Genomic DNA, 22,622 nt, shown 5'->3' with positions numbered 1-22,622 from the left:
ATGGATCCTTTTGAGCAATTAGAAACTGCCATAAATAACGTTAAAAGGCTGAATAAAGGTGACTTGTCCCCTTCCAACAATTACGAATACGCGCAATCGATCGCTGGGGACTTGTTCGAATTCTACGGGCAAATTGTTCAACTAGCAAAATTATGTGGGCAACCAGTTCAAACATTGGACCCTTCCAACTCAGAAGACCTAGAGAGGGCTTGCAATATAGTTTTGAACCAAATTCAACGGATGGAATTGGCGTTTCGGTTGAGAAAAGGTGCGGCGAGCGTTGCGATAGAACATGAGAACCACTTAGTCAGGCTATCAAAAGAACAAGTGAAGGAAATCGAAGGCCACATAAATGAAGCTCGGCAGAAGATTCGCTCTTCCGATGTGTTTGAAGACAAACACAAGCGAAGGCTATTGAACCGACTTGAAAAGCTTCAAGCCGAAATAAACAAAAAGATCAGCGATTTGGACGTGATGCTGGCAGGAGTTACTGAAGTTACTGCGGTAGCTGGTCAAAGCGCAAAAAACTTAAACCCTGTTGTTGATTTGTTTAAAAAGATCTTCATCGTTGCAGAAGGTGAATCAGGCGAACCACTTGGACTTCCCGCACCCCCAAGGCAGATTGAAGACAAGTCTGGAGACCCAGAATCCTAAAGATCGCCACCCTCTCACTCCTGATCCTCTACCCCATCGCATGGTTCGCCCCACTGATGCGCGCGGGTCTGCTGCCGATCTTTGGCCTCAGCGAAATCAGCGTCATCACCGGCCTGCAATCCTTGTGGAAATCGGATGTCTTCCTGGCGCTGATCGTCACCATCTTCGCCCTCTTCGCACCCTACATCAAAACCATCGGCACAGCGCTTATTCAATGGGACCTGTTGGACCCGCGCGTACAACCTGCGCTCAACCTACTCGGGAAACTCGCCATGGCGGACATCTTCCTGATCGCGCTCTATATCACGCTGGCGAAGGGAATCTCCTACGCGACCATCGAAACTGCATGGGGTCTTTACCTGTTCACAGCGTGCATTCTGGCCTCACTCGCACTGGGCCACATTACCGAAATGACACGCGGATCACGAAATTCTCAGACGTAATTGATTGAAAACGCTTATCTGGGTATCATCTTTATATTTCGAGCAGAAAATTTTGTAGTTTCGGTCCTGAGCGGATCATTCTGTGTGCGTTAGATGTCCCCGCTTTGGGCTGGTGTGTTCCGGTTTCAAAAGGAGTTCGTCTAAGATGACTGCCCTCCACAACATCACATTGCAATTTCAGAATGCCTTTTTAAGATTGACTTTTTTCCTCATATGCACTGCGGCCCTGTTCTCGGTCGGCGTGTGTTTCCTGTCTGCTTTGGGGGTGCTGCCCTGGCTATCCATGCAAGCCGGTTTCGGCACAGGTCCAGCTGTCGACGCAGGTATGTATGTCCAGATAGGCCTGACGGTGCTGATTCTCATGTTGGCGTTTTATCTTCCCGCAAACGCCCGGATGATGGCGCTTGAAACGTCACATCGTAAGTTCTCATTGAACATGCATGACGTGGCTCAGGCTTATCACTTGGCCCATTCAGCAGATCGCGGCGAAACGTTTCTGCTGTCCTCAGAATTCGACGCGGTCAAGGAAAGGATGGCCTTCCTGCGCCACCACCCCGACCTGCAATCGCTTGAACCCGAAATCCTGGAGCTGGCCGCACAAATGAGCCAAATCAGCCAAGAGCTGGCAGAAACCTATGGCGATGCCCGCGTCAGCCGCGCCCGCACGTTCCTGCAGCAACGTCAGGAAGAGATCGAAACGTTCCAGAAGCGGATCGAAGAAGCACAGGTCATCCAGCATGAGCTGCGCCAATGGACTCACGATATCGAGATGGAAGAATCCATTGCCAAATCGCAGCTGGCACGTTTGCGGGACGAACTGTTTGAATTGCTGCCCGAATTGTCGGCACAGCTTCAATCGCCCGTGGACGACCGCGATCCCAAGAAATCGAGCGTCATAGCGATGTCGCCGCCCCGCGCCGCCGAATAGGCGCGACAGTGCCCGCCGGGAACGATGGCCCATCGGGCCTGAGGACGCGGCGCGCCACCGACGGAGATGAAAGCCCTACAAGGGCTTGAAGAACCGCCCGCGCTCGGGCACCAAGGCCGAATGGCAAAGACAACTTTCTCCTGCTCGGCCTGTGGCGCAACGCATTCCCGGTGGTCCGGGCGGTGCGACGGCTGCGGTGAATGGAACACAATCACGCAAGACGTGCCTCTTTCGGCTGGCCCTGCAAAGAAATCCCTCGGCGGCAAACGTGGCCAGTCCATTACACTCACGGACCTGTCGACCGAGGAAACACCGCCGCCGCGCACCTTGTGCGGCGTAGAAGAACTGGACCGCGTTTTGGGTGGCGGTCTGGTCCCGGCCTCGGCCCTGCTGGTTGGGGGCGACCCGGGGATTGGCAAGTCGACGTTGCTGTTGCAGGCCGCAGCGCGGTTTGCACGTGCGGGCGTCAAGACCATCTACGTATCTGGCGAAGAAGCCAGCGCTCAGGTGCGCATGCGCGCGCGCCGGCTGGGGCTAGAGGATGCACCGGTCCAACTGGCCGCCGAAACCAATCTGCGGAACATACTGACGACGCTTGAGGCTGAGAAACCCGGTCTGGCCATCATCGACTCGATTCAGACCATGTGGGCCGACAATGTGGACAGCGCACCGGGCTCGGTGTCACAAGTCCGGGCCGCGGCGCATGAATTGACCACCTTTGCGAAACGACACGGTGTTTCAATCATCATGGTCGGCCACGTCACCAAAGAAGGCCAAATTGCGGGTCCCCGCGTCGTCGAACATATGGTGGACACCGTCCTTTATTTCGAAGGCGAGCGCGGCCATCAGTTCCGCATCCTACGGGCGGTCAAGAACCGCTTTGGCCCTGCGGACGAGATCGGCGTGTTTGAAATGACTGGCAAAGGGCTGGCACAGGTGACCAACCCATCGGCCTTGTTCCTGTCCGAACGCGGCACGCCCAGCCCCGGATCGGCAGTCTTTGCCGGGATCGAAGGCACACGCCCCGTTTTAGTTGAATTACAAGCGCTTGTAGCCCCGTCCCCGCATTCACAACCGCGCCGGACCGTTGTCGGTTGGGACAGTGGAAGGTTGGCAATGATCCTCGCCGTGCTCGAAGCACGCTGCGGCATCCCTTTTGCGGGTCTCGATGTGTACCTCAACGTCGCCGGCGGATTGAAAATCGGTGAACCCGCCGCAGATCTGGCCGTTGCAGCAGCCCTGTTGAGTGCCCGAGAAGACACAGCCCTGCCCGCAGATACCGTTGTTTTCGGAGAAATCTCGTTATCTGGGGCACTTAGACCGGCCCCACAGACCGAAAACAGGTTGAAAGAAGCCCAAAAACTTGGTTTCACATCGGCAATCGCTCCGGCGGGCGGCAAAACCGGTACTGTGGCAGGTCTGACACTCACCCGACCCTCTGATTTGGTTGGGTTTGTTGGCGAAACCTTCGGAGCAGGTTAAGGTCGCCCCCTGAGGGGCAGAAAAAGAACAGGCGAGGGCCATGGAAGGTTTTACAATAATTGACGGGGTCGTTGCCCTGATCATCGTCGTTTCAGGCATTCTTGCCTATTCGCGCGGCTTCTTACGTGAGGTTCTGGCCATCGCAGGCTGGGTCGCAGCCGCAGTGCTGGCCTTTATTTTCGCGCCCCAAGCGGTGCCACTGGTCAAAGAGATTCCGGTTGTTGGGGATTTCCTGCGCGACAGCTGCGAATTGTCCGTCATCACCGGCTTTGCTGCGGTATTCGCAGTTGCACTTATTATTGTCAGCATCTTTACGCCCCTGTTTTCGTCGATCGTCCAGCGATCTGCGTTGGGCGGTCTGGATCAGGCACTCGGTTTCTTCTTCGGCATCGCCCGCGGCATCCTGTTGGTTGCCATCGCGTTCTTTGTCTATGACACTGTGATGACGGGTCAGTCCTATACGATCGTTGACGAAAGCCGCTCGGCCAAAGTGTTCGAACAGTTCAGCGATAAGATCGAAGAACAGAACCCCGAAGCGGCCCTTGGCTGGGTCACCCGCCAATATGAAGAACTGGTCGCCAGCTGTGCGGAAGGTTCCGCACCGGCCGAGGATCTGACAGCCCCCACGACTACGGAATAAAGTTTCCCTTGCTGTGGGCATGGCCTTTGAACAAATGCTGCAGATCATCGAACGGTGGTCTGCAGCGATCATATTTACGAGCGGTCAATGGCAGTATTGAGCCCAACGCATCGCATACAACAATCTCCACCAATGTCCGCCGCTGTTTCTGGGCAGTCAATTCGTAGGATCTACTCCGGACGCGCCGTCGAATGAAGGTCACGATATACAGGCGAGCCTGTTTCCCCGGGGTCCTATGGAAGGGTGTTTTCATGAGACACGCAGTGATCGTAACGGGTCTTCCAGCAAGTGGAAAAACGACAGTCGCTCGTGAAATCTCTAAACCCTTGGGCTTTGAGTTTCTAGACAAAGACGATTTCCTCGAAGACCTATACGAGCGTGAGAGTGTCTCTTCATGGAACCATCGAAAAAGCCTCAGCAGGCAAAGCGATGACGCATTCCAAAAAGCAGCTAAAAAGTCAGGTTCCGCCGTCCTCGTGTCACATTGGCGGCCGCTACGAAGTACCGCAGATAGCGGAACGCCGTCGGATTGGTTAGTTGAGGAATACGATTCATTGGTTGAGGTGTGTTGCTTGTGCTCCCCAGAAGAGGCCCTCAGGCGATTTTTGTCGAGAACGAGACATCCAGGACACCTAGATAAGCAACGTGACACCAAAGAACTGGCAAAGCGCTTAGATTCTTGGACCAATCGCTTTCCTCTTCGAATGGGCACGTTGTTAGAAGTTCGAACTGACGCTGAAGTGAACTTTGAGAGGTTGATGGTGGATGTTCGAAAGTCGTTGTCATCTGGTGGATAGCAGCCATCCGCGCTGCCACAGCGAAAGTAAGAAAATCCGCCGACCACAAACTGAACCACCGCAGGCGTCCCAACGAATTTGGGAACAGATCGTCGACATCAAATGATGACGACAGCAATACCGAACAAGCTGCAATACTTGTCCTGATGAACTGGAATGTAGCCGGGAATTTTCCAGATCGCATTCGGGCTCAGACGAACCCTTCGCCTGCACAAACCGTGCATCTAATCGTCTTTAAACCGAAACAGCCGTCGCAGCGATTGAAAATCGGCTTCCCGTGAATGTCGCGGCTTTTGATAACCTCCCCCGATCCATTACAGATCTGACAGGGTGCCCGCCCCATGCCCCTGCATCGGTGACACCGGCGCTTTACCGGTTCTTCTTTTTTGTTTCCTTGTTTGTGCTGCCACATGCCGGGTATCCGATCGAACCTGTATCATTGCCGAAAACTCACTATGTCGACCATGACACCACATGCCCGCGGCCGCTGTCACCTTTTCAATTTGTTTTTGGCAGAATCCGCATGCGTCAAATCGCGAATGTGATCCTTTGATGACACAGGCGCGCTTAGGCATTATGTGAGTGGCGAACTGACATGGAATCGGAGCTGCCGATCTTGCTGTATCTGTTTTCTTACGCGCTTACCGTTGCGACGCTGGCGTGTGCGCGCCGCCAATCGGCCGGGCGACAATGCGTACAGATACCGCTGTCCAGACGGTCCGACCCGCACACCTAATCAACATAAACACGTCATGGAAATTGGAGCCCGTATATGTGTGGCATTTTAGGGATCGCAAGCAGGACACATGATGTCTTTGCGGAAATCTATGACGGGCTGCTGATGTTGCAGCACCGGGGTCAGGATGCCTCGGGGATCGTGACCTATACCGGTGAATTCTTCCGAGAGAAGAAAGCCAACGGGTTGGTCAAAGACGTCTTTAACGCCTGCGACGCCGAGACCCTGCTGGGACAGGTCGGTATGGGGCATGTGCGCTACCCTACGGCCGGATCGCTTAGCGCGGCTGAGGCACAGCCGTTCTTCGTCAACGCGCCCTATGGCATCTATCTGGTCCATAACGGCAACATCACCAACACCGCCGAGCAGCGCGAGAAAGTCACCGCCAAATACAGTCGTCATCTGCGCACCACGTCGGATTCAGAGATTATGCTGAATGTGCTGGCCGACAAAGTGGCCGACGCAATCAAGGTCAATGGCAATGCCGAACCGATCCGCAACATCTTTGCCGGTGTGAAGATGACAATGGAACGCGTTCAGGGTGCCTATTCAGTGATCTGTCTGGTGGCCGGTGTTGGCATGCTGGCGTTTCGCGATCCCTACGGCATTCGACCGCTGTCGGTTGCCAAGCGCGATGTGGATGGAGACGGCGACGACTATGCCTTTGCGTCCGAAGACGTGGCATTCGGCATCAACGGATTTGAAAAGCTGCGCGATGTGAAACCGGGTGAGGCCATCCTGATTGACCTCGACGGCAACATGCACACTTTTCAGGCGGTTGAAGGTCAACTGACCCCCTGTATCTTCGAATACGTCTATCTGGCCCGTCCGGATTCGCTGTTAGATGGTGTTTCGGTCTACAAAACCCAGATGCGTATGGGCCAGACTCTGGCGCGCCAGATTGAGGCTGCAGGCCTAGAGATCGACCGCATCATTCCTGTGCCGGACAGCGCGCGCCCTGTGGCGCTTGAGGTCGCGAAAGCCACGGGCATTCCTTACCGTGAGGGACTGGTCAAGAACCGCTATGTAGGCCGCACATTCATCATGCCCGGTCAGGAAGAGCGTCAGAAATCCGTACGCCGCAAGCTGAACGCGGTTCCGCTGGAGTTCAAAGGTCACAACGTATTGCTGATCGACGATTCCATCGTGCGCGGCAACACGATCAAAAAGATCGTTCAAATGTGCCGTGAAGCCGGGGCCAAGAAGGTGTTCATCGCCAGCGCCTCGCCACCGGTGAAGTTTCCCAACGTTTATGGCATCGACATGCCCACCAAGCACGAGTTGATCGCAAACGGTAAGAACATTGAGGATATCCGGCAGGAGTTGGGCGCAGACGCCTTGTTCTATCAGGACCTCGATGACCTGATTTGGTCAGCCAAGGAAGGCAACCCGGATATCGAATCCTTCGATTGCTCGTGCTTTGACGGAAATTACATTACCGGCAGCGTCAGCGAAGACTATCTGGACAGCCTCGAAAACAGCAGCCGGGTCAGCAAGAAAAAGCAGGACATGCAGGTGCCCGGCGGGTCCTGGAATGCGGCCAAACTGGCGTCCGGCTAAGGACATATCAGCGAATCAGATTGCAGTGATGGCCCGTTTCGCAATTGCGATGCGGGCCTTTTCACGTATGGGCTGCGCCTGATCGGTCGGTTTTCGCGCACAACTTTTCGATGAAGAAACCGCAATTGCAGGGGCTTCGGCGGCGCAGCAATTCAGCTGCGCTATCGCGCAATCCCCGCCCCTTTAGTTCCGGTCCTTCGTTTGATAGCGCATCTGCCGAACCACTCATAAAACAAGGGGTCAGGCCAACGCGGCCGGGCCGGAAATCATGTCAAACGCCAACGTCAAAAGCGCGGCCACACAGACAGGCGCGTTGAAGAAGAACGCAGTCGCTGTCCTGGGCATCTTTGGCCCAAAAGCTGACATGCGTGCATTGGTACGCCTGTCGTCAGGTCGGGTCAAAGAGGTCAAACCCGGCAGTCGGGTGTCCTCGGGCACTGTGATAGCCATTGATGACGAAGGCGTCATGCTGCGACAAAGCGGCCAGACCAAGCGGATCGTCATCCCCGGAAGTTAATCTGTCTTGACGCCCTGCGCGCATGGGTTCAAACCGCCCTTATGACCGATCAGACTAAAATTGCCCTCATCACCGGGGCCTCGCGCGGTTTGGGTGCTGCCCTGGCCGAAGCTCTGGCACCCGAGTATCACATCGTCGCCGTCGCCCGCACCACTGGTGGGCTGGAAGAGTTGGACGACCGGATCAAAGCCAAGGGTGGTGCCGCCACGCTTGCGCCGATGGACATCGCGGATCCGAACGCCATGGCGACGCTGTGCCGGGGCATTCATGACCGATGGGGCAAAGTTGATCTGTGGATGCACACTGCAGTCCACACTTCGGCCCTGACGCCTGCGCATTTCGTGGACCCCAAGGAATGGACGAAGGCGGTCAACATCAACGCAACAGCCACGTCGGTTCTGATCCCTTATATCGCGCCCCTGTTGGGCGACAGCGGCCATGCGGTGTTTTTCGACGATCCCAAGGCCGGTGAAAAATTCTATGGCATCTATGGTGCAACCAAGGCTGCGCAACTGGCGCTTGCCCGTAGCTGGGCGGTGGAAACAGAACGTACAGGACCACGCGTTTCGATCGTGGAACCCGCACCGATGCCGACGGCCGTACGCGCCAGGTTCCATCCCGGCGAAGACCGCAATGCGTTGATAAACCCGGCGGATGAGGCTGCCAGAATTTTGGCATTGTTGTAGGAATAGCCCTTTAGGCCATGCCTCCAGTGGGGATATTTTGGCCAGATGTAGCGGGCGGTCTACGCGATATGTACGCCGTTGCGCCCAGCCAGATCGACAAAGAACTGCCATGCCACGCGACCCGAGCGTCCGCCCCGGGTGGCTTGCCATTCGATGGCCTCGGCGCGCAGGATATCGGCGTCGACGCTTACACCATGAGCCGCGCAATACCGGTCGATCATCGCAAGGTATTCATCCTGATCGCAGGGATGGAAGCCCAGCCACAGGCCGAACCGGTCAGAGAGCGAGACTTTTTCCTCGACCGCCTCTGACGGATTGATCGCGCTGGAGCGTTCGTTTTCGATCATGTCCCGCGGCATCAGGTGACGGCGGTTCGAGGTCGCGTAGAAGACAACGTTTTCGGGGCGGCCCTCGATGCCTCCGTCCAGCACCGCCTTGAGTGATTTGTAATGCTGATCATCGTGGCTGAACGACAGGTCATCGCAGAACAGAATGAACCGGTGCGGAGCGGCGCGCAGATGGTTGAGAAGGCGCGCGACCGAGCCCATGTCTTCACGCTGGAGTTCGACTAGTTTGAGGTCAGGAAATTCCGCCTGCAACGTACCGTGGACAGCTTTGACGAGGCTGGACTTGCCCATGCCCCGCGCACCCCACAACAGCGCGTTGTTGGCCTTGTACCCGGCCGCAAAGCGGCGCGTGTTGTCCAGCAACGTATCGCGTGAGCGGTTGATACCCACCAGCAGGTCCAGATCGACACGGTTGACCTGTTTGACCGGCTCAAGCTGGTCCGGCTCGACTTGCCAGACAAAAGCCGGGGCTGCCGCGAAGTCAGGCGCGGCCAAAGGCGCCGGTGCCATGCGTTCCAAGGCGTCAGCGATACGGTTCAGGGCTTGGTCGTTCATAGGCGCCTCCGGTCGGTTTTGCTGGTTTCAAACCATGTTCCGCCGGGCGCAACAAGAGCCGCGCGCAAAAAAGGCGCGCCCTGACGGACGCGCCTGATTGTTATCGATCATCAGGATTACTTGCCTTCTTCTTCCTGAATAATCTCTTCATCCGCTTCTTCTTCATCGTCGTAGTAGCCGTCAGCGCGCAGTTGTTCCTCGCGCTTTTTCTCGACGCGTGCGACCAGGAAGATCGAAATCTCGTACAGCCCATAGACAACCACGAACAGGATGACCTGAGTGATCACGTCAGGCGGTGTCACCAGTGCGGCCAGAACCAGAATGGCGACCACCGCGTACTTACGCACGGCCCCCAGACCTTCAGCAGTTACCAGCCCGGCTTTGCCCATCAGCGTCAGTAGAACGGGCAGTTGGAAGCAAAGGCCAAAAGCCACAATGAACTTGATGGTCAGGTTCAGGTATTCCTGTGCCGAGCCCTGGAACACGACGCTCAGCGGCGCAGTAGCAGTTCCGTCAACTACTGCTTCGCCTTCTGCTCCGAATTGCTGGAAGCCAAGGAAGAAGTCGTAAGCCAGCGGCGTGACCACGTAAAACGCAAAGCTTGCCCCCAGCAGGAACATGAATGGCGATGCCAGCATGAACGGCAGGAAAGCGTTCTTTTCCGACCGGTACAGGCCCGGTGCAACGAACCGCCACATCTGCATCCCTATATAGGGGAATGCCAGAATGAACCCGCCCAGAAGTGAGACCTTAATGGCGACAAAGAACCCTTCCTGTGGAGAGATGAAAATCAGTCCGCAATCCTGTCCGCGTTCTGCCAGCACCTCGCACAGTGGGTTTGTGAGGAAGTTGAACAGCGGCGTGGCAACGGTGAAGCAAATTATCATCCCGATCAGGAACGCCACGACGCAGTGAATCAACCGCGTGCGCAGTTCTGCCAGATGCTCGATCAATGGGGCCGAGCTGTCTTCGATCTCGTCGGTATTGCTCATGTCTTGCTTTCAGTATTCAGCGCGGCTTCGGCCTCTTCAGCCTTGGCTAGCGCATCCGCAGCTTCTTTGGCCTTACGCTCGGCAGCGGCACGTGCGGTCGAGGCCTGGATCTTCTTGGCCTGCTCTGCACGTTCAGCAGCCAGTTTACCGGTTTCGCTGTCGGGGTCGAACTTAGTCGGGTCCATGCTCTTGGCCATTTCCTGCGCAGCTTCTTTCACGCCGTCCATGGCGGTGTTCACAGGATTGGTGGCCGCATTCAGACCCTTCTTGATCTCGTTCACGCCCGCCTGATCAGCTGCTTCGTTCATGGCGCTGCTAAATTCGCGCGCCATGCCACGAGCCTTGCCAACCCAGCGGCCAACGTTACGGAACAGCACCGGCAGGTCCTTTGGCCCCACAACGATCAGGGCAACAATGCCGATGACCAGAAGCTCGGTCCAGCCCAGATCAAACATCTGCGCTTAGGCCTTGTCTTTGTCGGTCTCGGGGGTGACGTCTTTGGCCACCTCGGACGCGTCCTGCTCCAGCTCGTCCGCACCTTCTTTGACGCCCTTCTTGAACGAGGTGATGCCTTTGCCCACTTCGCCCATCAACGAGCTGATTTTGCCGCGGCCAAACAGCACCAGCACCACAACGGCAATCAGCAGAAGACCGGGAAGTCCGATATTGTTAAGCATGTCTCTTCTCCTTTGAAGTCGGCGCAGGCGCGCCGGGAATGTGATCTGGCACTGTGTTTACGCCCGGGCGGTCCATCGCAAAAGCGTGTCGGCCCGGTTCTGTGCCCAAAAATGAACGGATCAGGCAGTTTTTGAGGACTCGCAATTCTCAACTGACAGGTTTATGTCAGTTGAGAGCACGTAGAACGGCCCTGTCTCATCAAAACAGGAGCATGACGTGACACAAATCGCAGAAACCGTAACCTTCAAACTCGCGGCCGATGTAACAAAGGAGGATTTCGTGAACATCATGAAAGGCACCGAATCCTTTGTTCGGAACGCAGATGGATTTGTCTTTCGGCGCCTCAGCGCAGGGGATGACGGGCTTTGGACCGACACCGTCATCTGGGCAGACATGGATTGCGCTCAATCCGCCGCCGCAGCCTTTCCCAAACAGGACTTCGCCCCCGCGGTGATGGCCGCAATCGCTCCAGACACGGTCACCATGCGCCACGATGCAATCCATTGGACCATCGGAGCGTCATGACACACAGGACATCCCATGCGCCGCAGTGACCGGCTGTTCGATATCATCCAGATCCTGCGCGACGGTAAACTGCACCGCGCGCAAGACATCGCGGACCGGCTTGAGGTGTCGGTCCGCACGATCTATCGCGACATGGATACGCTGGTTGCCTCGGGCGTCCCGGTCGAGGGCGAACGCGGCGTGGGATACATGGTGCGCGAGCAGATCACCCTGCCCCCGCTGAACCTGACCCCTGCCGAGCTTGAGGCGTTGAACCTCGGCATGGCCATCGTGGCGGAAGCCGCAGACCCCGACCTCAAGGCCGCAGCCACGTCGCTGGCCGACAAGATCGATGCCGTGTTGCCCACGCAGGTCGTGGCCGAGGCTGACAGTTGGAAATTTGCGGTCTATCCCTTTGCCGATGCAGCCCGTGGGCTGGCGCATATGGCCCCGATCCGCGCCGCCATCAAATCGCGGCAAAAGTTACGACTGTCTTACCGCCGGATCGACGGCGTTCTGACCGATCGGGTCATACGCCCCCTGCACATGGAATACTGGGGGCGCGTCTGGACGCTGACGGCGTGGTGCGAGCTACGCCAGGGGTTCCGCGTTTTCCGCATCGACCTGGTCGAAGCAATCTCGCCCCTGCCCGAGGTCTTCGCAGACGAGCCCGGCAAGCGCCTAAGCGATTATGATCCGCACGCCTAAAGGGTTTCGTCTTTTCTCAAATACTCTGGCCGAAGGCATGGCCAGTGTAGGCCATGACCCTCACCGCAGATAGGGTTCCGGATCGACGGATTCGAACCCTTTGCGCACTTCAAAATGCACATAAGCATTGTCGCCACCGCGCAAGGACGCGATCTTTTGGCCGCGCTTGACGCGAGCGCCTTTTTTCACGGTGATGTTTTCGACATTCGCGTAGACGGTCAGCAGGTCGCTGTTGTGTTTGACCACAATGATCGGCACTTGATCTGCGTCGGCCGTGATTGCGGCGACGGTGCCCGCAGCGGCAGCGTTAACCGGGCTACCAGGCGAGGCCGCGATGTCGATGCCTTCGTTCGAGCCTTTTTTATAGGTGCGGATGATCGTTCCGGTGACCGGCAGGCCAAGCGCAGAGTTGCTTTGCGTCGTGGGCGCTTCGGCGGTCACGTCAGGTGCGGGTTCGGCGGGCTTGATGACTTCATCCGGCAAAGGTTGCGTCGCGCTGGGCGGCGTCGGTGTCGGCGATCCCTGCCCAGGTTGGGTGATCGTAGTCGCAGGGACTGTTGTCACGGCGGCCGCCTCCTGACGGGGCGCAGGCTGGTTCTTGATAGGAATCAGCAGAAACTGTCCTTCGCGCACGGTAAAGTCAGACCCCAGCCCGTTCCACTCTGCCAGAGCGTCGACCGGCACGTTATACAGGCGCGCGATCGTATACGCGGTTTCGCCGCGTTTGACCTTGTGGCGTATGGGCTCAGGTCCCACCGGCGCAGGGGCTGGTGCAGGCGCGGCGGTTGGTTGTGCCGGTTCCAGCGTCGATGTGCGCACCGACCCATCCGCCGGAGCTGCGTCAATCGCAGTGCCTGCAATTGTCGCGATATCGACAGAGCTGGCCGTGCTGACGGTACGGGGCAAGGCCACCACTTCGCCATCACGCAGCTGGTCCGCAGCTTGCAATCCGTTAAAACGCGCGACTTCCGCTGCCGGTAATCCGACCCGGGCAGCGACATCGCCAACCGTGTCGCCCCGGCGCGCAACGGCCACTTGATAATTGGGATAGGTGATCACGCCACGCGCATCCGGTGCCGGCCGGTTGGCAGTGGCTGCCTGCGCCGCATCGGCCGTGGAAAAACCACCGACATTGCCGCGCAGATCATAATCTATGGGGCCTTCGCATCCCGCGAGGAACGCCAAAGACGCAACACCTGCTGCGACTGCTGATTTGGAAACTGCTCTCATTTTACTGTCCTCACCGCCTGCCCCTGTTGTCCGGGGTTCCAGCGCTTATCGCGAAATATTTCCTTACGCTCCGTCTTTGCCAAGCCCTTCTAGCAGGGGCACGAACCGAACGGGCAACAATTCATCATAGTCCAGGCCGGTCTCAGTGCGTCTGACCCGGATCAGGGTCTGAACCGCATCCGACTGTCCCACCGGCAAAACCATGATACCGCCGATTTTGAGCTGCGCCAAGAGCGGCCCGGGCGGGTCCTCAGCGGCGGCGGTCACAATGATACGATCAAACGGGGCTTGTTCCGACAAACCGAACGATCCGTCAGACAGCATCGCCGTCACATTGGTCATTCCCAATTCTCGAAACAGCTCGCCGGTTTCGCGCACCAGACGTTTATGACGTTCGACCGTATAGACCCGGCGCGCCAGCTTGGACAGAACCGCCGCCTGATAGCCCGAGCCTGTACCAACCTCCAGCACCGTATCACGGGGGCGCACATCCAGCGCCTGGGTCATCAGCCCCACCACCGAAGGCTGGCTGATCGTCTGGCCACAGGCGATCGGCAGCGGTGTATCCTCATAAGCGCGCTCGGCGAACAGACCCTTGACGAAACGGCCCCGATCGACCTGTTCCATAGCAGCTAGAACGCGCGCATCCGTTACCCCGCGCGACCGCAGGGCAAAGAGGAACTGCATGGTTGTTTCTGGATCAAGTCCGCTCATTCGATCGACTTCAGTTGTTTCAGAACGTCATGGGCCGTCAGATCCGCACGCATCGGTGTGACCGAGATGTAGCCCCCAAGGTTAACCGCCGCATCGGTTCCGGGTGCTGTCGGATTGTGCTGATAGCCGCCCTTGATCCACAGGAACCGCCGGCCCGAGGGCGAGCTGTGTGGTTCGACCGAGAAGTTGGTATCCTGGCGAAAGCCCTGCGGCGCGATGCGCGTCCCCAGAACCTCATCCGCCGGCACAGGTGGGAAATTCACGTTGTAAAACAGCCGGTAATCGACTTGCTCTTCAGGCGTTGCTTTCAGAATTCGCCGCACGAGGTCGGCCCCGTAACGCTTTGCAGCCTCAAAAGGATCATCCAGACCAAGATTGCGCGGTCCGAAATACTGCGACAAGGCAATCGCAGGAATACCCTGCAGGGCGGCTTCCATCGCTCCTCCTACCGTGCCGGAATACAGCGTGTTCTCGGCCGAGTTATTACCCCGGTTCACACCGGACAATACCAGATCGGGCGGTGTGTCTTTCATGACGTCGTGCAGCCCGGCCAACACACAGTCAGCGGGTGAGCCTTCGGCGGCAAAGCGGCGCTCGCCCAGCTTGGCGACCATCATCGGGTGGGTATAACTGATGCAGTGGCCCACACCCGATTGTTCGAATGCAGGCGCTACGACCCAAACCTCGCCATCCGGGCCTGCCAGATCGGCGGCAATCGCCTCAAGTGCGATCAGCCCCGGGGCATTGATCCCGTCATCATTGGTCAGAAGTATACGCATAAGCCCCATCCACCCGGCGTTTTGCCCTTGATAGACCCGCCCCCGCGTCGCGGCAAGCAACGCGCGCGTCCAATCTGATGCTTTCGCGCACCACTTGGCGCTAAACTGTGGCTTTCCAGCCTAAACCGGGAAAACGAAACACCTGTCACGGCGGATGGTCAGCCACATGACCCGTCCCGGGCTGGGAACAAAGACATTGGGCACCGTCGCCCTCAGGATCGAGCCATCATGGTCCATCCGAAATTCAACAAGGCTTTCGTTGCCCAAAAACCGTGCCCGCTCGACCACGCCCCGCGCGGCAACGCCGTCGGTCGGTGTCGGCAGCGGCCCCTTGCCGTTACGGTCAAAGTCCAGCCGCACGTGCTGCGGGCGGAATACGATCTCGACATCTGTATTGTCCGGAACGCCGGGTGCCAGAAATTGCCCGAATGGCGTTTCGGCCAAGGCCCCATTCACTTTGGATTGCAAAACATTGATATCACTAAAAAACGCCACCGCCGCCTTGTCCGCCGGGCGGGTAAAGACGTTGTAGGGCGCGCCTTGTTGGACGACTTTACCGCGCCGCATCAGGGCGATTTCATCCGCCATGCGCATCGCTTCTTCCGGCTCATGCGTGACAAGAACAACAGCGGCATCCTCTTCCTTGAGGATCGCAAGCGTTTCATCCCGAATGCCGTCCCGCAACCGGTTGTCGAGGCCCGAGAAAGGCTCGTCCATCAGCATGATCCGCGGACGCGGGGCCAATGCGCGGGCCAACGCCACACGTTGCTGCTCGCCACCTGACAAATGATGTGGGTAGTCGTCGACGAAACGCATCAGGTCGACTTTGCGCAGCAGCGCTTCGACGCGGGCGCGTTTTTCGTCCCTATGCCCCTTCAGGCCAAAGGCCACATTGTCGGCAACGCTGAGATGCGGAAACAGGGCAAAGTCCTGAAACATCAGCCCTATTTCGCGCCGCTCGGGCGGTACACGAAACACCGTGTCACAGATCAGCTTGCCATCGACGTAGATTTCACCGGATTCCTGCATCTCGACGCCCGCGATCATGCGCAGCGTCGTGGACTTGCCGCAGCCCGAAGGCCCCAACAAACAGGTCACCTGCCCCGCCCGCACCGTCAGTGAGACGTTATCCACAACGACCCGCCCCTCATACCGGGCGATCAGATTTCGGATTTCCAGTCGAGGAGGAGTAGCGTTTTCTGTCACCGATGGGCCCCGTTGCCTTTCCCGATCAATTCCATCGGGCTTAGGCGGGGATAACAACCCCGCCCCTCAGGTGCAAGAGATCAGCAACAGACGCCGGATGGGGCCTCGCCCGTGGCTTCAAACGGGCTTTCACCACCGCAGCCTTCGAATATCCCGTAGTGGGTCGAGAAATCACCGATGAACTCAAAATGCCGCGCGAAACGCGTGTCTTTCAACATCATCCACGTGTTGCCGCAGACAGGAAAAACCTTACCCGCCTCGATCGCGTGGTGATCATCTAGCTCGAACAGATGCGGGGCATTCGGGATGGTGCCCTTGTAGATCACGGCCTGGCCGTAATCCTCGCAGTCTGGTTCCAACTCGGGCAGCTTGAACAGACGGTAGGTGGCAGACAGGAATTTAAGAGGCGCGACACGCTCTTCGAGTACAGCGTTTTCGATGGTCAGCGGACGATGCGTGACCCGGCGCGGATCACCAAAGCCTGCCTTGCGCGACATCGACAGGAACTCGTTCCAATACAGGGCACCGGACAGGCATTCACCGTACAAAACCTCATCCTCGGCCATCTCTTTAGGCACTCGGCGGTCGGCGTAGACGTCCGAGAAATACATCTCGCCCCCGTCTTTCAGCAACCGATGCGCACCACGCAAAACCGCCTCTTTATCGGTGGCCAGATTGATCACGCAGTTCGAGACGATGATGTCAAAAGAACCGGGTTCCAGGTCAAGCTCGTCCAGCTTTTCGATATAGCCATGGTGGAATTCCACATTGCTGGCAGAATGCCCAAAGGCTTGCGTGTGATAGTCCTGATGCGCCCGCGCGACGTCCAGCTGTTCCGGTGTCATATCCACACCCACAACGCGCCCCTTTTCACCTACCATTGCGGACAAGGCATAAACATCACGTCCCGCACCACAGCCGAGATCCAGAATGCTCATTCCCTCAAGGTCGTGCGGAGCGATCAGACCGCAGCCATAGTAGCGCGTCAGAACTTCGTCATGAATTGTCGACAGGATCTTTTTGACATGATCCGGCATGTCATCAGGCGTACAACACGCGTTTGTCTGCAAGTCCGAGCTGCCCTGCAAGACTTCGCCATAGTAATTCTGCACTGACTCATGCTTCATCGCGGTTATCCTTCTGTCTGATGGCTGCATAGCAGCTAAAGCAGCGCGGGGCTTGGCGCAATCCGGGCCTTTAGAATCTGACGAAAGCGTGAGGGCGTGTAGGGGTTATGCCAGCAGTTCGAAATCAACGCCCGCGCGCAGTTTGCCGTTCACCTGTATCTCAAGCCGATGCGCACCAGGGATAAGTTTGAACGTGGTGGCGTCACCTTTGAGCTTGTGCTTTTTGGTCAGGGTAAGAGCACCATCTGCCAACGCGGACTGTTTCAGCTTGTGCACTTTGGCTGAGGTTTTACCCCCAGGCCTTTGAAAATGAACAATGTAATCGACCAGAACCGGTTGTTTTCCATTGCCATTCAGCACGACATCAAACTCCAGCGCTCCACCGATCTGCGCGTCACCCTTGATGGTAACATCGGCCGAAACTTCAGCATCAGGATCAAAGCCCAGCATCTTCATGGCGCGCGGATGGCCTGCTTTCACAAGCCCACGCAAGGTGTGCGAGGTCATCCAGCCCATCTCGGCCTGATCCTGCCGCCCGTTCCCGCCCCAATCCTGCAACCGGTCCAAAACCAGATCGGGGTCTTTTTTGGTTATGTCATTCAGATGGTTGGCAACCGACCGAGTGACATAGCGCGTTCCATCGGCATGCAGCCGATCCAGTAAAGGCAGCGGATCGGTCAGGTCCAGCCCCACCGCCTGCCCCCAAGGCAAACGCGGTCTTGTGCCTTCGCTGACCAGTCGACGCACGTGATAGCTGTCATGCGCGCACCATTCCTGCATCCGCGCCAGCACCTGTTCCTGATGGGTATTGAGGAACGGCCTTATGGCCCATTCCATTGAAAACCTTTGGGTCAGTTCCTCGAGCACATCCAATGACTGCTCAGGATGATCCATCCCCACGGCAACAACCCAGTCACCCAGCGGTGCAAAGATGAAATCACCAAAATCGTCATCCGTTTTGCCGGGATCCAATGGTGGCGGCAAGGCGCGCAGCAGCGTAGGTGCGATCTGAGGCAAGTCGCCCGGCACCGCCTGTTGCAGACATTCGGCGATCCAGGCCATCCTCTCTTTCAGCTCCAGATCCAGCAGACGCGACATGACCTGCGCCTCAAACGCCTCGGCATCAAAGGACGGGTCCGCGCCCGCGAAAAGCCCCGCCAAATAGCGGGTCTTTTCGACATTAAACAGTTGATCTTTAAGCGAGAAGTTTTGTGCCATGATCACATCGTCAGATTAGTGGCGCCACCATCTAGCAGTATGTTCTGCCCGACAATGAAACCGGCATTCTGCGAACACAGGAACGCACAGGCTGCACCAAATTCTTCACGCGTTCCATACCGTCGCGCCGGGATGGTTGCCGCGCGTTCAGCGCGCGCCTCGTCCATCGAAATTCCTTTTTGCGCAGCCACGCCACCATCCAACGAGTCCGCCCGGTCGGTGGCATGAATGCCCGGCAGCAAGTTATTGATCGTTACCCCTTTCGGCGCCACTTGACGCGCAGTTCCCGCGACATACCCCGTCAAACCGGTACGTGCCGCGTTCGACAGACCCAGTGCGGGGATCGGCGCGCGCACAGATTGCGAGGTGATATTCACCACCCGGCCCCAGCCTTTGTCCATCATCCCAGGCAACAAAGCCTTCATGAACGCAATCGGCGTCAGCATGTTGGTGTCCAGCGCCTTGATGAAATCATCGCGATCCCAGTCCGACCACAAACCCGGGGGCGGGCCTCCGGCATTTGTCACGAGGATATCAACACCCTGCGCGGCTTCGATTACCTGCACCTGTCCTTCAGTCGAAGTCACATCGCAGGCGATAGTCTGAACCTGTACGCCATGTTCAGCGCGAATGCGGTCAGCCGATGCCTCCAAAGCCTCAGTCCCCCGCGCGTTCATCACCAGATCAACACCCGCGGCGGCCAGCGACTCGGCACAACCCAGACCCAAACCTTTGCTACTGGCGCAGACCAGCGCACGTTTACCTTTGATACCAAGATCCATCTGATCCTCCCTGTATTTGCCGCACATCTAGCACCAGCCTTTCAGGGAAGACCAGCAATGGACCTTTGATCAATAAAAGAACTCTTCACGCACAATCTTGCCATCCGCGACGTGGTAAATGGCGACTTCGCGCATATCAAAGCTGTCACCGCTTTCCTTCACTGTGCCCTTTACTTCGAAAATTACGGCAAAGCGGTCCTCACCATGCACAAATGGATCACTTACCGAAGTTTTTGTCACATCATGTGCACCTTCCCACCATTCTTGTTTGCCACGGATCGCGTCGCGGCCGGCGACTTCGCGCCCCATGCCCGAGTAATCCACGGCTTCGACGGAGACGGCATCGTCCGCATAGAGCTTATCCAAATTCGCTTTGGCCCGGCCTTCTCGGCAACCAGCGACCAGTTCGTTTGCGATTTCTTTTAAATTCATCACACCTCTCCATAATTTGTTCACTATATGTTCTTTTTGCCACCGTCAGGCGATTCTGAACACCCCCTTTGTCTTGCTTCGGCAGAATTCCCCGCATATACGCGCGTTCATGCTTGATACCGCCACCAACCAACCCGTTTTGCCGCCCGAGATCGCCCGGCGCCGGACATTCGCCATCATCTCGCACCCGGATGCGGGCAAAACGACGCTGACTGAAAAGTTCCTGTTGTACGGGGGCGCCATTCAAATGGCAGGTCAGGTGCGCGCCAAGGGTGAGGCAAGACGAACACGCTCGGACTTCATGCAAATGGAGAAGGACCGCGGTATCTCGGTTTCCGCATCGGCGATGTCCTTTGACTATGACACTTTCAGATTCAATCTGGTGGATACGCCCGGCCACAGTGATTTCTCGGAAGACACCTATCGCACGCTGACCGCTGTGGACGCCGCCGTGATGGTGATAGACGGCGCGAAAGGTGTGGAAAGCCAGACGCAGAAATTGTTCGAGGTCTGCCGCCTGCGTGACCTTCCGATCCTGACCTTCTGTAACAAGATGGACCGCGAAAGCCGCGATACGTTCGAGATCATCGACGAAATTCAGGAAATGCTGGCGATCGACGTTACCCCTGCCGCATGGCCTATCGGCGTAGGTCGCGATTTCATCGGCTGCTACGACATGCTGCGCGACCGGCTGGAACTGATGGACCGCGCCGATCGTAACAAAGTGGCCGAAAGTATCGAAATCAACGGGTTGGATGACCCGAAACTGGCCGAACACGTGCCCGAGCACCTGTTGGAAAAGTTCCTGGAAGAGGTTGAGATGGCGCGCGAGCTGCTGCCCGCCATGGACCCGCAGGCGGTGCTTGAGGGGCATATGACCCCGATCTGGTTCGGCTCGGCGATCAACTCGTTCGGTGTGAAGGAACTGATGGAAGGCATTGGTGCCTACGGCCCCCAGCCGCAGATCCAGTCTGCCGAACCGCGTCAGATTGCACCCGACGAAAAGAAAGTCGCGGGTTTTGTCTTCAAGGTTCAAGCCAATATGGACCCAAAGCACCGCGACCGCGTGGCGTTTGTTCGTATGGCATCGGGCCATTTCAAGCGTGGCATGAAGCTGACCCATGTGCGGTCGAAAAAACCGATGGCAATTTCGAACCCTGTGCTGTTCCTCGCATCGGACCGGGAACTGGCCGAAGAGGCTTGGGCTGGTGATATCATCGGCATCCCCAACCACGGCCAATTGCGCATCGGCGACACGCTGACCGAAGGCGAAGCGATCCGGGTTACTGGCATCCCCTCATTCGCGCCTGAACTGCTGCAGACCGTGCGGCCCGGCGACCCGATGAAAGCCAAACATTTGGAAAAGGCGCTGATGCAATTTGCCGAGGAAGGCGCGGCCAAGGTGTTCAAACCCTCAATCGGATCGGGCTTTATCGTTGGCGTCGTTGGCGCGCTGCAATTTGAAGTGCTCGCCAGCCGTATCGAGATGGAATACGGCCTGCCCGTTCGGTTCGAAGCATCTCAGTTCACCTCGGCCCGCTGGGTCAGCGGTGACAAGGCCGAGGTCGAAAAGTTCGTCAACGCCAACAAGCAGCACATCGCTCACGATCATGATGGCGACATCGTCTATCTGACGCGTCTTCAGTGGGACATCGACCGGGTCATCCGCGACTATCCCGAACTGAACCTGACGGCCACGAAAGAAATGATGGTGTGATGCGTCAGGCTGATTGCACAGGCAACATGGCCTGTGCAATTTTACCCGCATGAATGACGACTTCCAGACGCCCACAGGCGCACTACACGGGTTCGGTGCCCAGAAAAAACTTTTTGAATTCAGCGTGGAATCGCCCGATCCTGATTCCTGCATTGCGCGTGAATATGGCGTCACACAACAGGTCTGGGCATGACGACCTGGGGCATCGTTTCAATGGTTCGCGGATCGACCCGCGACATACTCAGGTTCGCGGCCCATCACCTCGACCTAGGTGCGGATTATCTGTACATCTACCTGGACGAACCCAACCGTGAGGCGCACCGGGCCCTCAGGAAACACCCGAAAATCAGAGCCCGAATCTGCGACGATGCTTTTTGGGAGAAACGCAAACGCGACCGACCGGAACGCCATCAGGTTCGTCAGACGCTGCATGCCACATTCGCCTATCGCAACACCGATCTGGACTGGCTGGCCCATATCGACGTGGACGAGTTCCTGTGGTCTTCAAAACCCATCCGGGAGCAGTTGCAATCCGTCCCCGCCGACATCCCCGCCGTCCGCGTCCGGCCAATGGAGGCAATGGCAAGCGGCGAGGATCTGTTCAAGGCGCATATCCCAAGCGGCCCGGACCGCTCAGCCATGGTACAGTCCATCTATCCCAACTATGGCGGCTTTGTACTCGGCGGGTTCATCAGCCACGTTCAGGGTAAGCTGTTCGTCCGCACAGGCATGGAAAAGCTGAACTTTCGCATCCACAACCTGTTTCAAAACAAAAAACTTCTGCCCTGCAAATTCGAAATTCCGGGGTTAGAGCTGTGTCATCGCCACGCCCCTGACTGGGACCACTGGGCCGCGCACTATCAGTTCCGGATGGCGCGTGGGTCCTATCAACCCGGCATGTCCCCGAACGTTCCGCGCGAACTGGGCGGTCTGAACAAGAATGAGTTGTTCAACTGGATCGAGACAGAACAGGGCCAGGACGGCTTGCGCGCGTTCTTTGACGAAATTAGCGGTGCCGATCCCGGCGTACGCGCTCGTCTCGAAGAATATGGGTTGATCCGGCACAGACCGCTGGATCTGGACGCGAAGGTTGCGAAACACTTCCCCGGAAGCTGCTGAATTGTTGCGGAAAACCAGCAGTGGGCGCTAGCGACGTCAGGTTAAAACCTCTTCATTTGACCCTGCCTCAT

The 22,622-nt window shown here is 57.4% G+C and carries 26 protein-coding genes; 14 read left to right on the top strand and 12 right to left on the bottom strand.

Annotated features, from left to right (window positions below; all coding sequences use genetic code 11):
• From AC2FI9_RS00425 to AC2FI9_RS00380, 10 genes are all read left to right on the top strand, one after another.
• Nucleotides 1–654, top strand: a complete 654-nt coding sequence (locus AC2FI9_RS00425) for a hypothetical protein (RefSeq protein WP_496764581.1) — start codon at nucleotides 1–3, stop codon at nucleotides 652–654.
• Nucleotides 648–1,097, top strand: a complete 450-nt coding sequence (locus tag AC2FI9_RS00420) for a paraquat-inducible protein A (RefSeq protein WP_496765339.1) — start codon at nucleotides 648–650, stop codon at nucleotides 1,095–1,097. Before AC2FI9_RS00425 ends, AC2FI9_RS00420 begins: the two co-directional genes overlap by 7 nt.
• Nucleotides 1,098–1,242: 145 nt before the next feature.
• A complete protein-coding gene (locus AC2FI9_RS00415; protein ID WP_496764579.1) occupies nucleotides 1,243–2,025 on the top strand; it encodes a DNA repair protein in 783 nt (260 codons plus the stop codon).
• A 120-nt stretch (nucleotides 2,026–2,145) separates the two neighbouring features.
• Nucleotides 2,146–3,507 (top strand): DNA repair protein RadA, encoded by a 1,362-nt coding sequence (radA, locus tag AC2FI9_RS00410; protein WP_058278214.1) that lies wholly within the window; start codon nucleotides 2,146–2,148, stop codon nucleotides 3,505–3,507.
• A 40-nt stretch (nucleotides 3,508–3,547) separates the two neighbouring features.
• Nucleotides 3,548–4,147: a CvpA family protein gene (locus AC2FI9_RS00405; protein WP_496738449.1), complete on the top strand. Its 600-nt coding sequence runs from the start codon at nucleotides 3,548–3,550 to the stop codon at nucleotides 4,145–4,147.
• A 191-nt stretch (nucleotides 4,148–4,338) separates the two neighbouring features.
• Nucleotides 4,339–4,944 carry an AAA family ATPase gene (locus AC2FI9_RS00400; protein WP_496764576.1) on the top strand — a complete coding sequence of 202 codons (606 nt, stop codon included), beginning with the start codon at nucleotides 4,339–4,341 and terminating at the stop codon, nucleotides 4,942–4,944.
• A gap of 595 nt (nucleotides 4,945–5,539) precedes the next feature.
• Nucleotides 5,540–5,680, top strand: a complete 141-nt coding sequence (locus tag AC2FI9_RS00395; protein ID WP_496764573.1) for a hypothetical protein — start codon at nucleotides 5,540–5,542, stop codon at nucleotides 5,678–5,680.
• Nucleotides 5,681–5,716: 36 nt separating this feature from the next.
• Complete coding sequence (gene purF, locus AC2FI9_RS00390) at nucleotides 5,717–7,240, top strand: amidophosphoribosyltransferase (RefSeq protein WP_496764571.1); 1,524 nt, start codon at nucleotides 5,717–5,719, stop codon at nucleotides 7,238–7,240.
• A 268-nt stretch (nucleotides 7,241–7,508) separates the two neighbouring features.
• A complete protein-coding gene (locus tag AC2FI9_RS00385; RefSeq protein WP_282151357.1) occupies nucleotides 7,509–7,757 on the top strand; it encodes a hypothetical protein in 249 nt (82 codons plus the stop codon).
• A gap of 41 nt (nucleotides 7,758–7,798) precedes the next feature.
• A complete protein-coding gene (locus AC2FI9_RS00380; protein WP_496723088.1) occupies nucleotides 7,799–8,443 on the top strand; it encodes an SDR family NAD(P)-dependent oxidoreductase in 645 nt (214 codons plus the stop codon).
• A gap of 59 nt (nucleotides 8,444–8,502) precedes the next feature.
• Here the strand turns inward: AC2FI9_RS00380 and AC2FI9_RS00375 are convergent, their stop codons facing one another.
• The 4 genes from AC2FI9_RS00375 to AC2FI9_RS00360 all read right to left on the bottom strand — a co-directional run bounded on the left by AC2FI9_RS00375 (nucleotide 8,503) and on the right by AC2FI9_RS00360 (nucleotide 11,014).
• A complete protein-coding gene (locus tag AC2FI9_RS00375) occupies nucleotides 8,503–9,345 on the bottom strand; it encodes an ATP-binding protein (RefSeq protein ID WP_496723090.1) in 843 nt (280 codons plus the stop codon).
• 116 nt (nucleotides 9,346–9,461) lie between these two features.
• The gene (tatC, locus tag AC2FI9_RS00370) at nucleotides 9,462–10,337 is read right to left on the bottom strand and encodes a twin-arginine translocase subunit TatC (protein ID WP_496764567.1); all 876 of its coding nucleotides are present in this window, start codon (nucleotides 10,335–10,337) and stop codon (nucleotides 9,462–9,464) included.
• Nucleotides 10,334–10,792 (bottom strand): Sec-independent protein translocase protein TatB, encoded by a 459-nt coding sequence (tatB, locus tag AC2FI9_RS00365; protein WP_496723094.1) that lies wholly within the window; start codon nucleotides 10,790–10,792, stop codon nucleotides 10,334–10,336. The genes tatC and tatB overlap by 4 nt, the downstream gene beginning before the upstream one ends.
• Nucleotides 10,793–10,798: 6 nt before the next feature.
• A complete protein-coding gene (locus AC2FI9_RS00360) occupies nucleotides 10,799–11,014 on the bottom strand; it encodes a twin-arginine translocase TatA/TatE family subunit (RefSeq protein ID WP_496764565.1) in 216 nt (71 codons plus the stop codon).
• Between the two features lie 217 nt (nucleotides 11,015–11,231).
• Here AC2FI9_RS00360 and AC2FI9_RS00355 point away from each other — a divergent pair, with 217 nt between their 5' ends.
• Together AC2FI9_RS00355 and AC2FI9_RS00350 are read left to right on the top strand one after the other, a co-directional pair.
• Nucleotides 11,232–11,540 carry a hypothetical protein gene (locus tag AC2FI9_RS00355; protein ID WP_058278112.1) on the top strand — a complete coding sequence of 103 codons (309 nt, stop codon included), beginning with the start codon at nucleotides 11,232–11,234 and terminating at the stop codon, nucleotides 11,538–11,540.
• A 15-nt stretch (nucleotides 11,541–11,555) separates the two neighbouring features.
• Complete coding sequence (locus AC2FI9_RS00350; protein ID WP_496764563.1) at nucleotides 11,556–12,227, top strand: helix-turn-helix transcriptional regulator; 672 nt, start codon at nucleotides 11,556–11,558, stop codon at nucleotides 12,225–12,227.
• Nucleotides 12,228–12,287: 60 nt separating this feature from the next.
• On the opposite strand, the gene AC2FI9_RS00345 is transcribed toward AC2FI9_RS00350, so the two are convergent.
• The 8 genes from AC2FI9_RS00345 to AC2FI9_RS00310 all read right to left on the bottom strand — a co-directional run bounded on the left by AC2FI9_RS00345 (nucleotide 12,288) and on the right by AC2FI9_RS00310 (nucleotide 19,715).
• Complete coding sequence (locus AC2FI9_RS00345) at nucleotides 12,288–13,457, bottom strand: peptidoglycan DD-metalloendopeptidase family protein (RefSeq protein WP_496764560.1); 1,170 nt, start codon at nucleotides 13,455–13,457, stop codon at nucleotides 12,288–12,290.
• Nucleotides 13,458–13,520: 63 nt separating this feature from the next.
• On the bottom strand, nucleotides 13,521–14,171 hold the full coding sequence (locus tag AC2FI9_RS00340) for a protein-L-isoaspartate(D-aspartate) O-methyltransferase (RefSeq protein WP_058271826.1): 651 nt from the start codon (nucleotides 14,169–14,171) through the stop codon (nucleotides 13,521–13,523).
• Complete coding sequence (gene surE, locus AC2FI9_RS00335; RefSeq protein WP_496764558.1) at nucleotides 14,168–14,950, bottom strand: 5'/3'-nucleotidase SurE; 783 nt, start codon at nucleotides 14,948–14,950, stop codon at nucleotides 14,168–14,170. Before surE ends, AC2FI9_RS00340 begins: the two co-directional genes overlap by 4 nt.
• A 120-nt stretch (nucleotides 14,951–15,070) precedes the next feature.
• Nucleotides 15,071–16,156: an ABC transporter ATP-binding protein gene (locus tag AC2FI9_RS00330; protein ID WP_496764556.1), complete on the bottom strand. Its 1,086-nt coding sequence runs from the start codon at nucleotides 16,154–16,156 to the stop codon at nucleotides 15,071–15,073.
• A gap of 80 nt (nucleotides 16,157–16,236) precedes the next feature.
• Nucleotides 16,237–17,283 carry a methyltransferase domain-containing protein gene (locus AC2FI9_RS00325; RefSeq protein WP_496764553.1) on the bottom strand — a complete coding sequence of 349 codons (1,047 nt, stop codon included), beginning with the start codon at nucleotides 17,281–17,283 and terminating at the stop codon, nucleotides 16,237–16,239.
• A gap of 105 nt (nucleotides 17,284–17,388) precedes the next feature.
• Entirely contained in the window at nucleotides 17,389–18,501 is a 1,113-nt protein-coding gene (locus tag AC2FI9_RS00320) for a YhaZ family DNA alkylation repair protein (protein WP_496764549.1), read from the bottom strand.
• A 2-nt stretch (nucleotides 18,502–18,503) separates the two neighbouring features.
• A complete protein-coding gene (locus AC2FI9_RS00315) occupies nucleotides 18,504–19,283 on the bottom strand; it encodes an SDR family oxidoreductase (RefSeq protein ID WP_496764547.1) in 780 nt (259 codons plus the stop codon).
• 69 nt (nucleotides 19,284–19,352) lie between these two features.
• Nucleotides 19,353–19,715, bottom strand: coding sequence for a SnoaL-like domain-containing protein (locus AC2FI9_RS00310; protein ID WP_496723112.1), 363 nt, complete (start codon nucleotides 19,713–19,715; stop codon nucleotides 19,353–19,355).
• Between the two features lie 109 nt (nucleotides 19,716–19,824).
• Here AC2FI9_RS00310 and AC2FI9_RS00305 point away from each other — a divergent pair, with 109 nt between their 5' ends.
• Nucleotides 19,825–21,432, top strand: coding sequence for a peptide chain release factor 3 (locus AC2FI9_RS00305; protein ID WP_496723114.1), 1,608 nt, complete (start codon nucleotides 19,825–19,827; stop codon nucleotides 21,430–21,432).
• Between the two features lie 189 nt (nucleotides 21,433–21,621).
• Nucleotides 21,622–22,551 (top strand): glycosyltransferase family 2 protein, encoded by a 930-nt coding sequence (locus AC2FI9_RS00300; protein ID WP_496764545.1) that lies wholly within the window; start codon nucleotides 21,622–21,624, stop codon nucleotides 22,549–22,551.
• The last annotated feature ends 71 nt before the right edge of the window (nucleotides 22,552–22,622 follow it).

This window comes from Ruegeria sp. CDSA246 (genome assembly GCF_059611225.1).
The sequence above is the reverse complement of the archived record's forward strand: the minus strand, read 5'-3'. Positions and strand labels throughout refer to the sequence as shown.

Excerpts from the sequence above, each read along its gene's own strand:
- tatB (WP_496723094.1), bottom strand. The coding sequence starts at position 10,792 with ATGTTTGATCTGGGCTGGACCGAGCTTCTGGTCATCGGCATTGTTGCC.
- AC2FI9_RS00375 (WP_496723090.1), bottom strand. The coding sequence starts at position 9,345 with ATGAACGACCAAGCCCTGAACCGTATCGCTGACGCCTTGGAACGCATG.
- AC2FI9_RS00315 (WP_496764547.1), bottom strand. The coding sequence starts at position 19,283 with ATGGATCTTGGTATCAAAGGTAAACGTGCGCTGGTCTGCGCCAGTAGC.
- AC2FI9_RS00345 (WP_496764560.1), bottom strand. The coding sequence starts at position 13,457 with ATGAGAGCAGTTTCCAAATCAGCAGTCGCAGCAGGTGTTGCGTCTTTG.
- AC2FI9_RS00310 (WP_496723112.1), bottom strand. The coding sequence starts at position 19,715 with ATGAATTTAAAAGAAATCGCAAACGAACTGGTCGCTGGTTGCCGAGAA.
- AC2FI9_RS00305 (WP_496723114.1), top strand. The coding sequence starts at position 19,825 with ATGCTTGATACCGCCACCAACCAACCCGTTTTGCCGCCCGAGATCGCC.
- AC2FI9_RS00320 (WP_496764549.1), bottom strand. The coding sequence starts at position 18,501 with ATGGCACAAAACTTCTCGCTTAAAGATCAACTGTTTAATGTCGAAAAG.
- AC2FI9_RS00380 (WP_496723088.1), top strand. The coding sequence starts at position 7,799 with ATGACCGATCAGACTAAAATTGCCCTCATCACCGGGGCCTCGCGCGGT.
- AC2FI9_RS00425 (WP_496764581.1), top strand. The coding sequence starts at position 1 with ATGGATCCTTTTGAGCAATTAGAAACTGCCATAAATAACGTTAAAAGG.
- AC2FI9_RS00350 (WP_496764563.1), top strand. The coding sequence starts at position 11,556 with ATGCGCCGCAGTGACCGGCTGTTCGATATCATCCAGATCCTGCGCGAC.
- tatC (WP_496764567.1), bottom strand. The coding sequence starts at position 10,337 with ATGAGCAATACCGACGAGATCGAAGACAGCTCGGCCCCATTGATCGAG.
- radA (WP_058278214.1), top strand. The coding sequence starts at position 2,146 with ATGGCAAAGACAACTTTCTCCTGCTCGGCCTGTGGCGCAACGCATTCC.
- AC2FI9_RS00360 (WP_496764565.1), bottom strand. The coding sequence starts at position 11,014 with ATGCTTAACAATATCGGACTTCCCGGTCTTCTGCTGATTGCCGTTGTG.
- purF (WP_496764571.1), top strand. The coding sequence starts at position 5,717 with ATGTGTGGCATTTTAGGGATCGCAAGCAGGACACATGATGTCTTTGCG.
- surE (WP_496764558.1), bottom strand. The coding sequence starts at position 14,950 with ATGCGTATACTTCTGACCAATGATGACGGGATCAATGCCCCGGGGCTG.
- AC2FI9_RS00395 (WP_496764573.1), top strand. The coding sequence starts at position 5,540 with ATGGAATCGGAGCTGCCGATCTTGCTGTATCTGTTTTCTTACGCGCTT.
- AC2FI9_RS00405 (WP_496738449.1), top strand. The coding sequence starts at position 3,548 with ATGGAAGGTTTTACAATAATTGACGGGGTCGTTGCCCTGATCATCGTC.
- AC2FI9_RS00415 (WP_496764579.1), top strand. The coding sequence starts at position 1,243 with ATGACTGCCCTCCACAACATCACATTGCAATTTCAGAATGCCTTTTTA.
- AC2FI9_RS00300 (WP_496764545.1), top strand. The coding sequence starts at position 21,622 with ATGACGACCTGGGGCATCGTTTCAATGGTTCGCGGATCGACCCGCGAC.
- AC2FI9_RS00325 (WP_496764553.1), bottom strand. The coding sequence starts at position 17,283 with ATGAAGCATGAGTCAGTGCAGAATTACTATGGCGAAGTCTTGCAGGGC.
- AC2FI9_RS00340 (WP_058271826.1), bottom strand. The coding sequence starts at position 14,171 with ATGAGCGGACTTGATCCAGAAACAACCATGCAGTTCCTCTTTGCCCTG.
- AC2FI9_RS00385 (WP_282151357.1), top strand. The coding sequence starts at position 7,509 with ATGTCAAACGCCAACGTCAAAAGCGCGGCCACACAGACAGGCGCGTTG.
- AC2FI9_RS00400 (WP_496764576.1), top strand. The coding sequence starts at position 4,339 with ATGAAGGTCACGATATACAGGCGAGCCTGTTTCCCCGGGGTCCTATGG.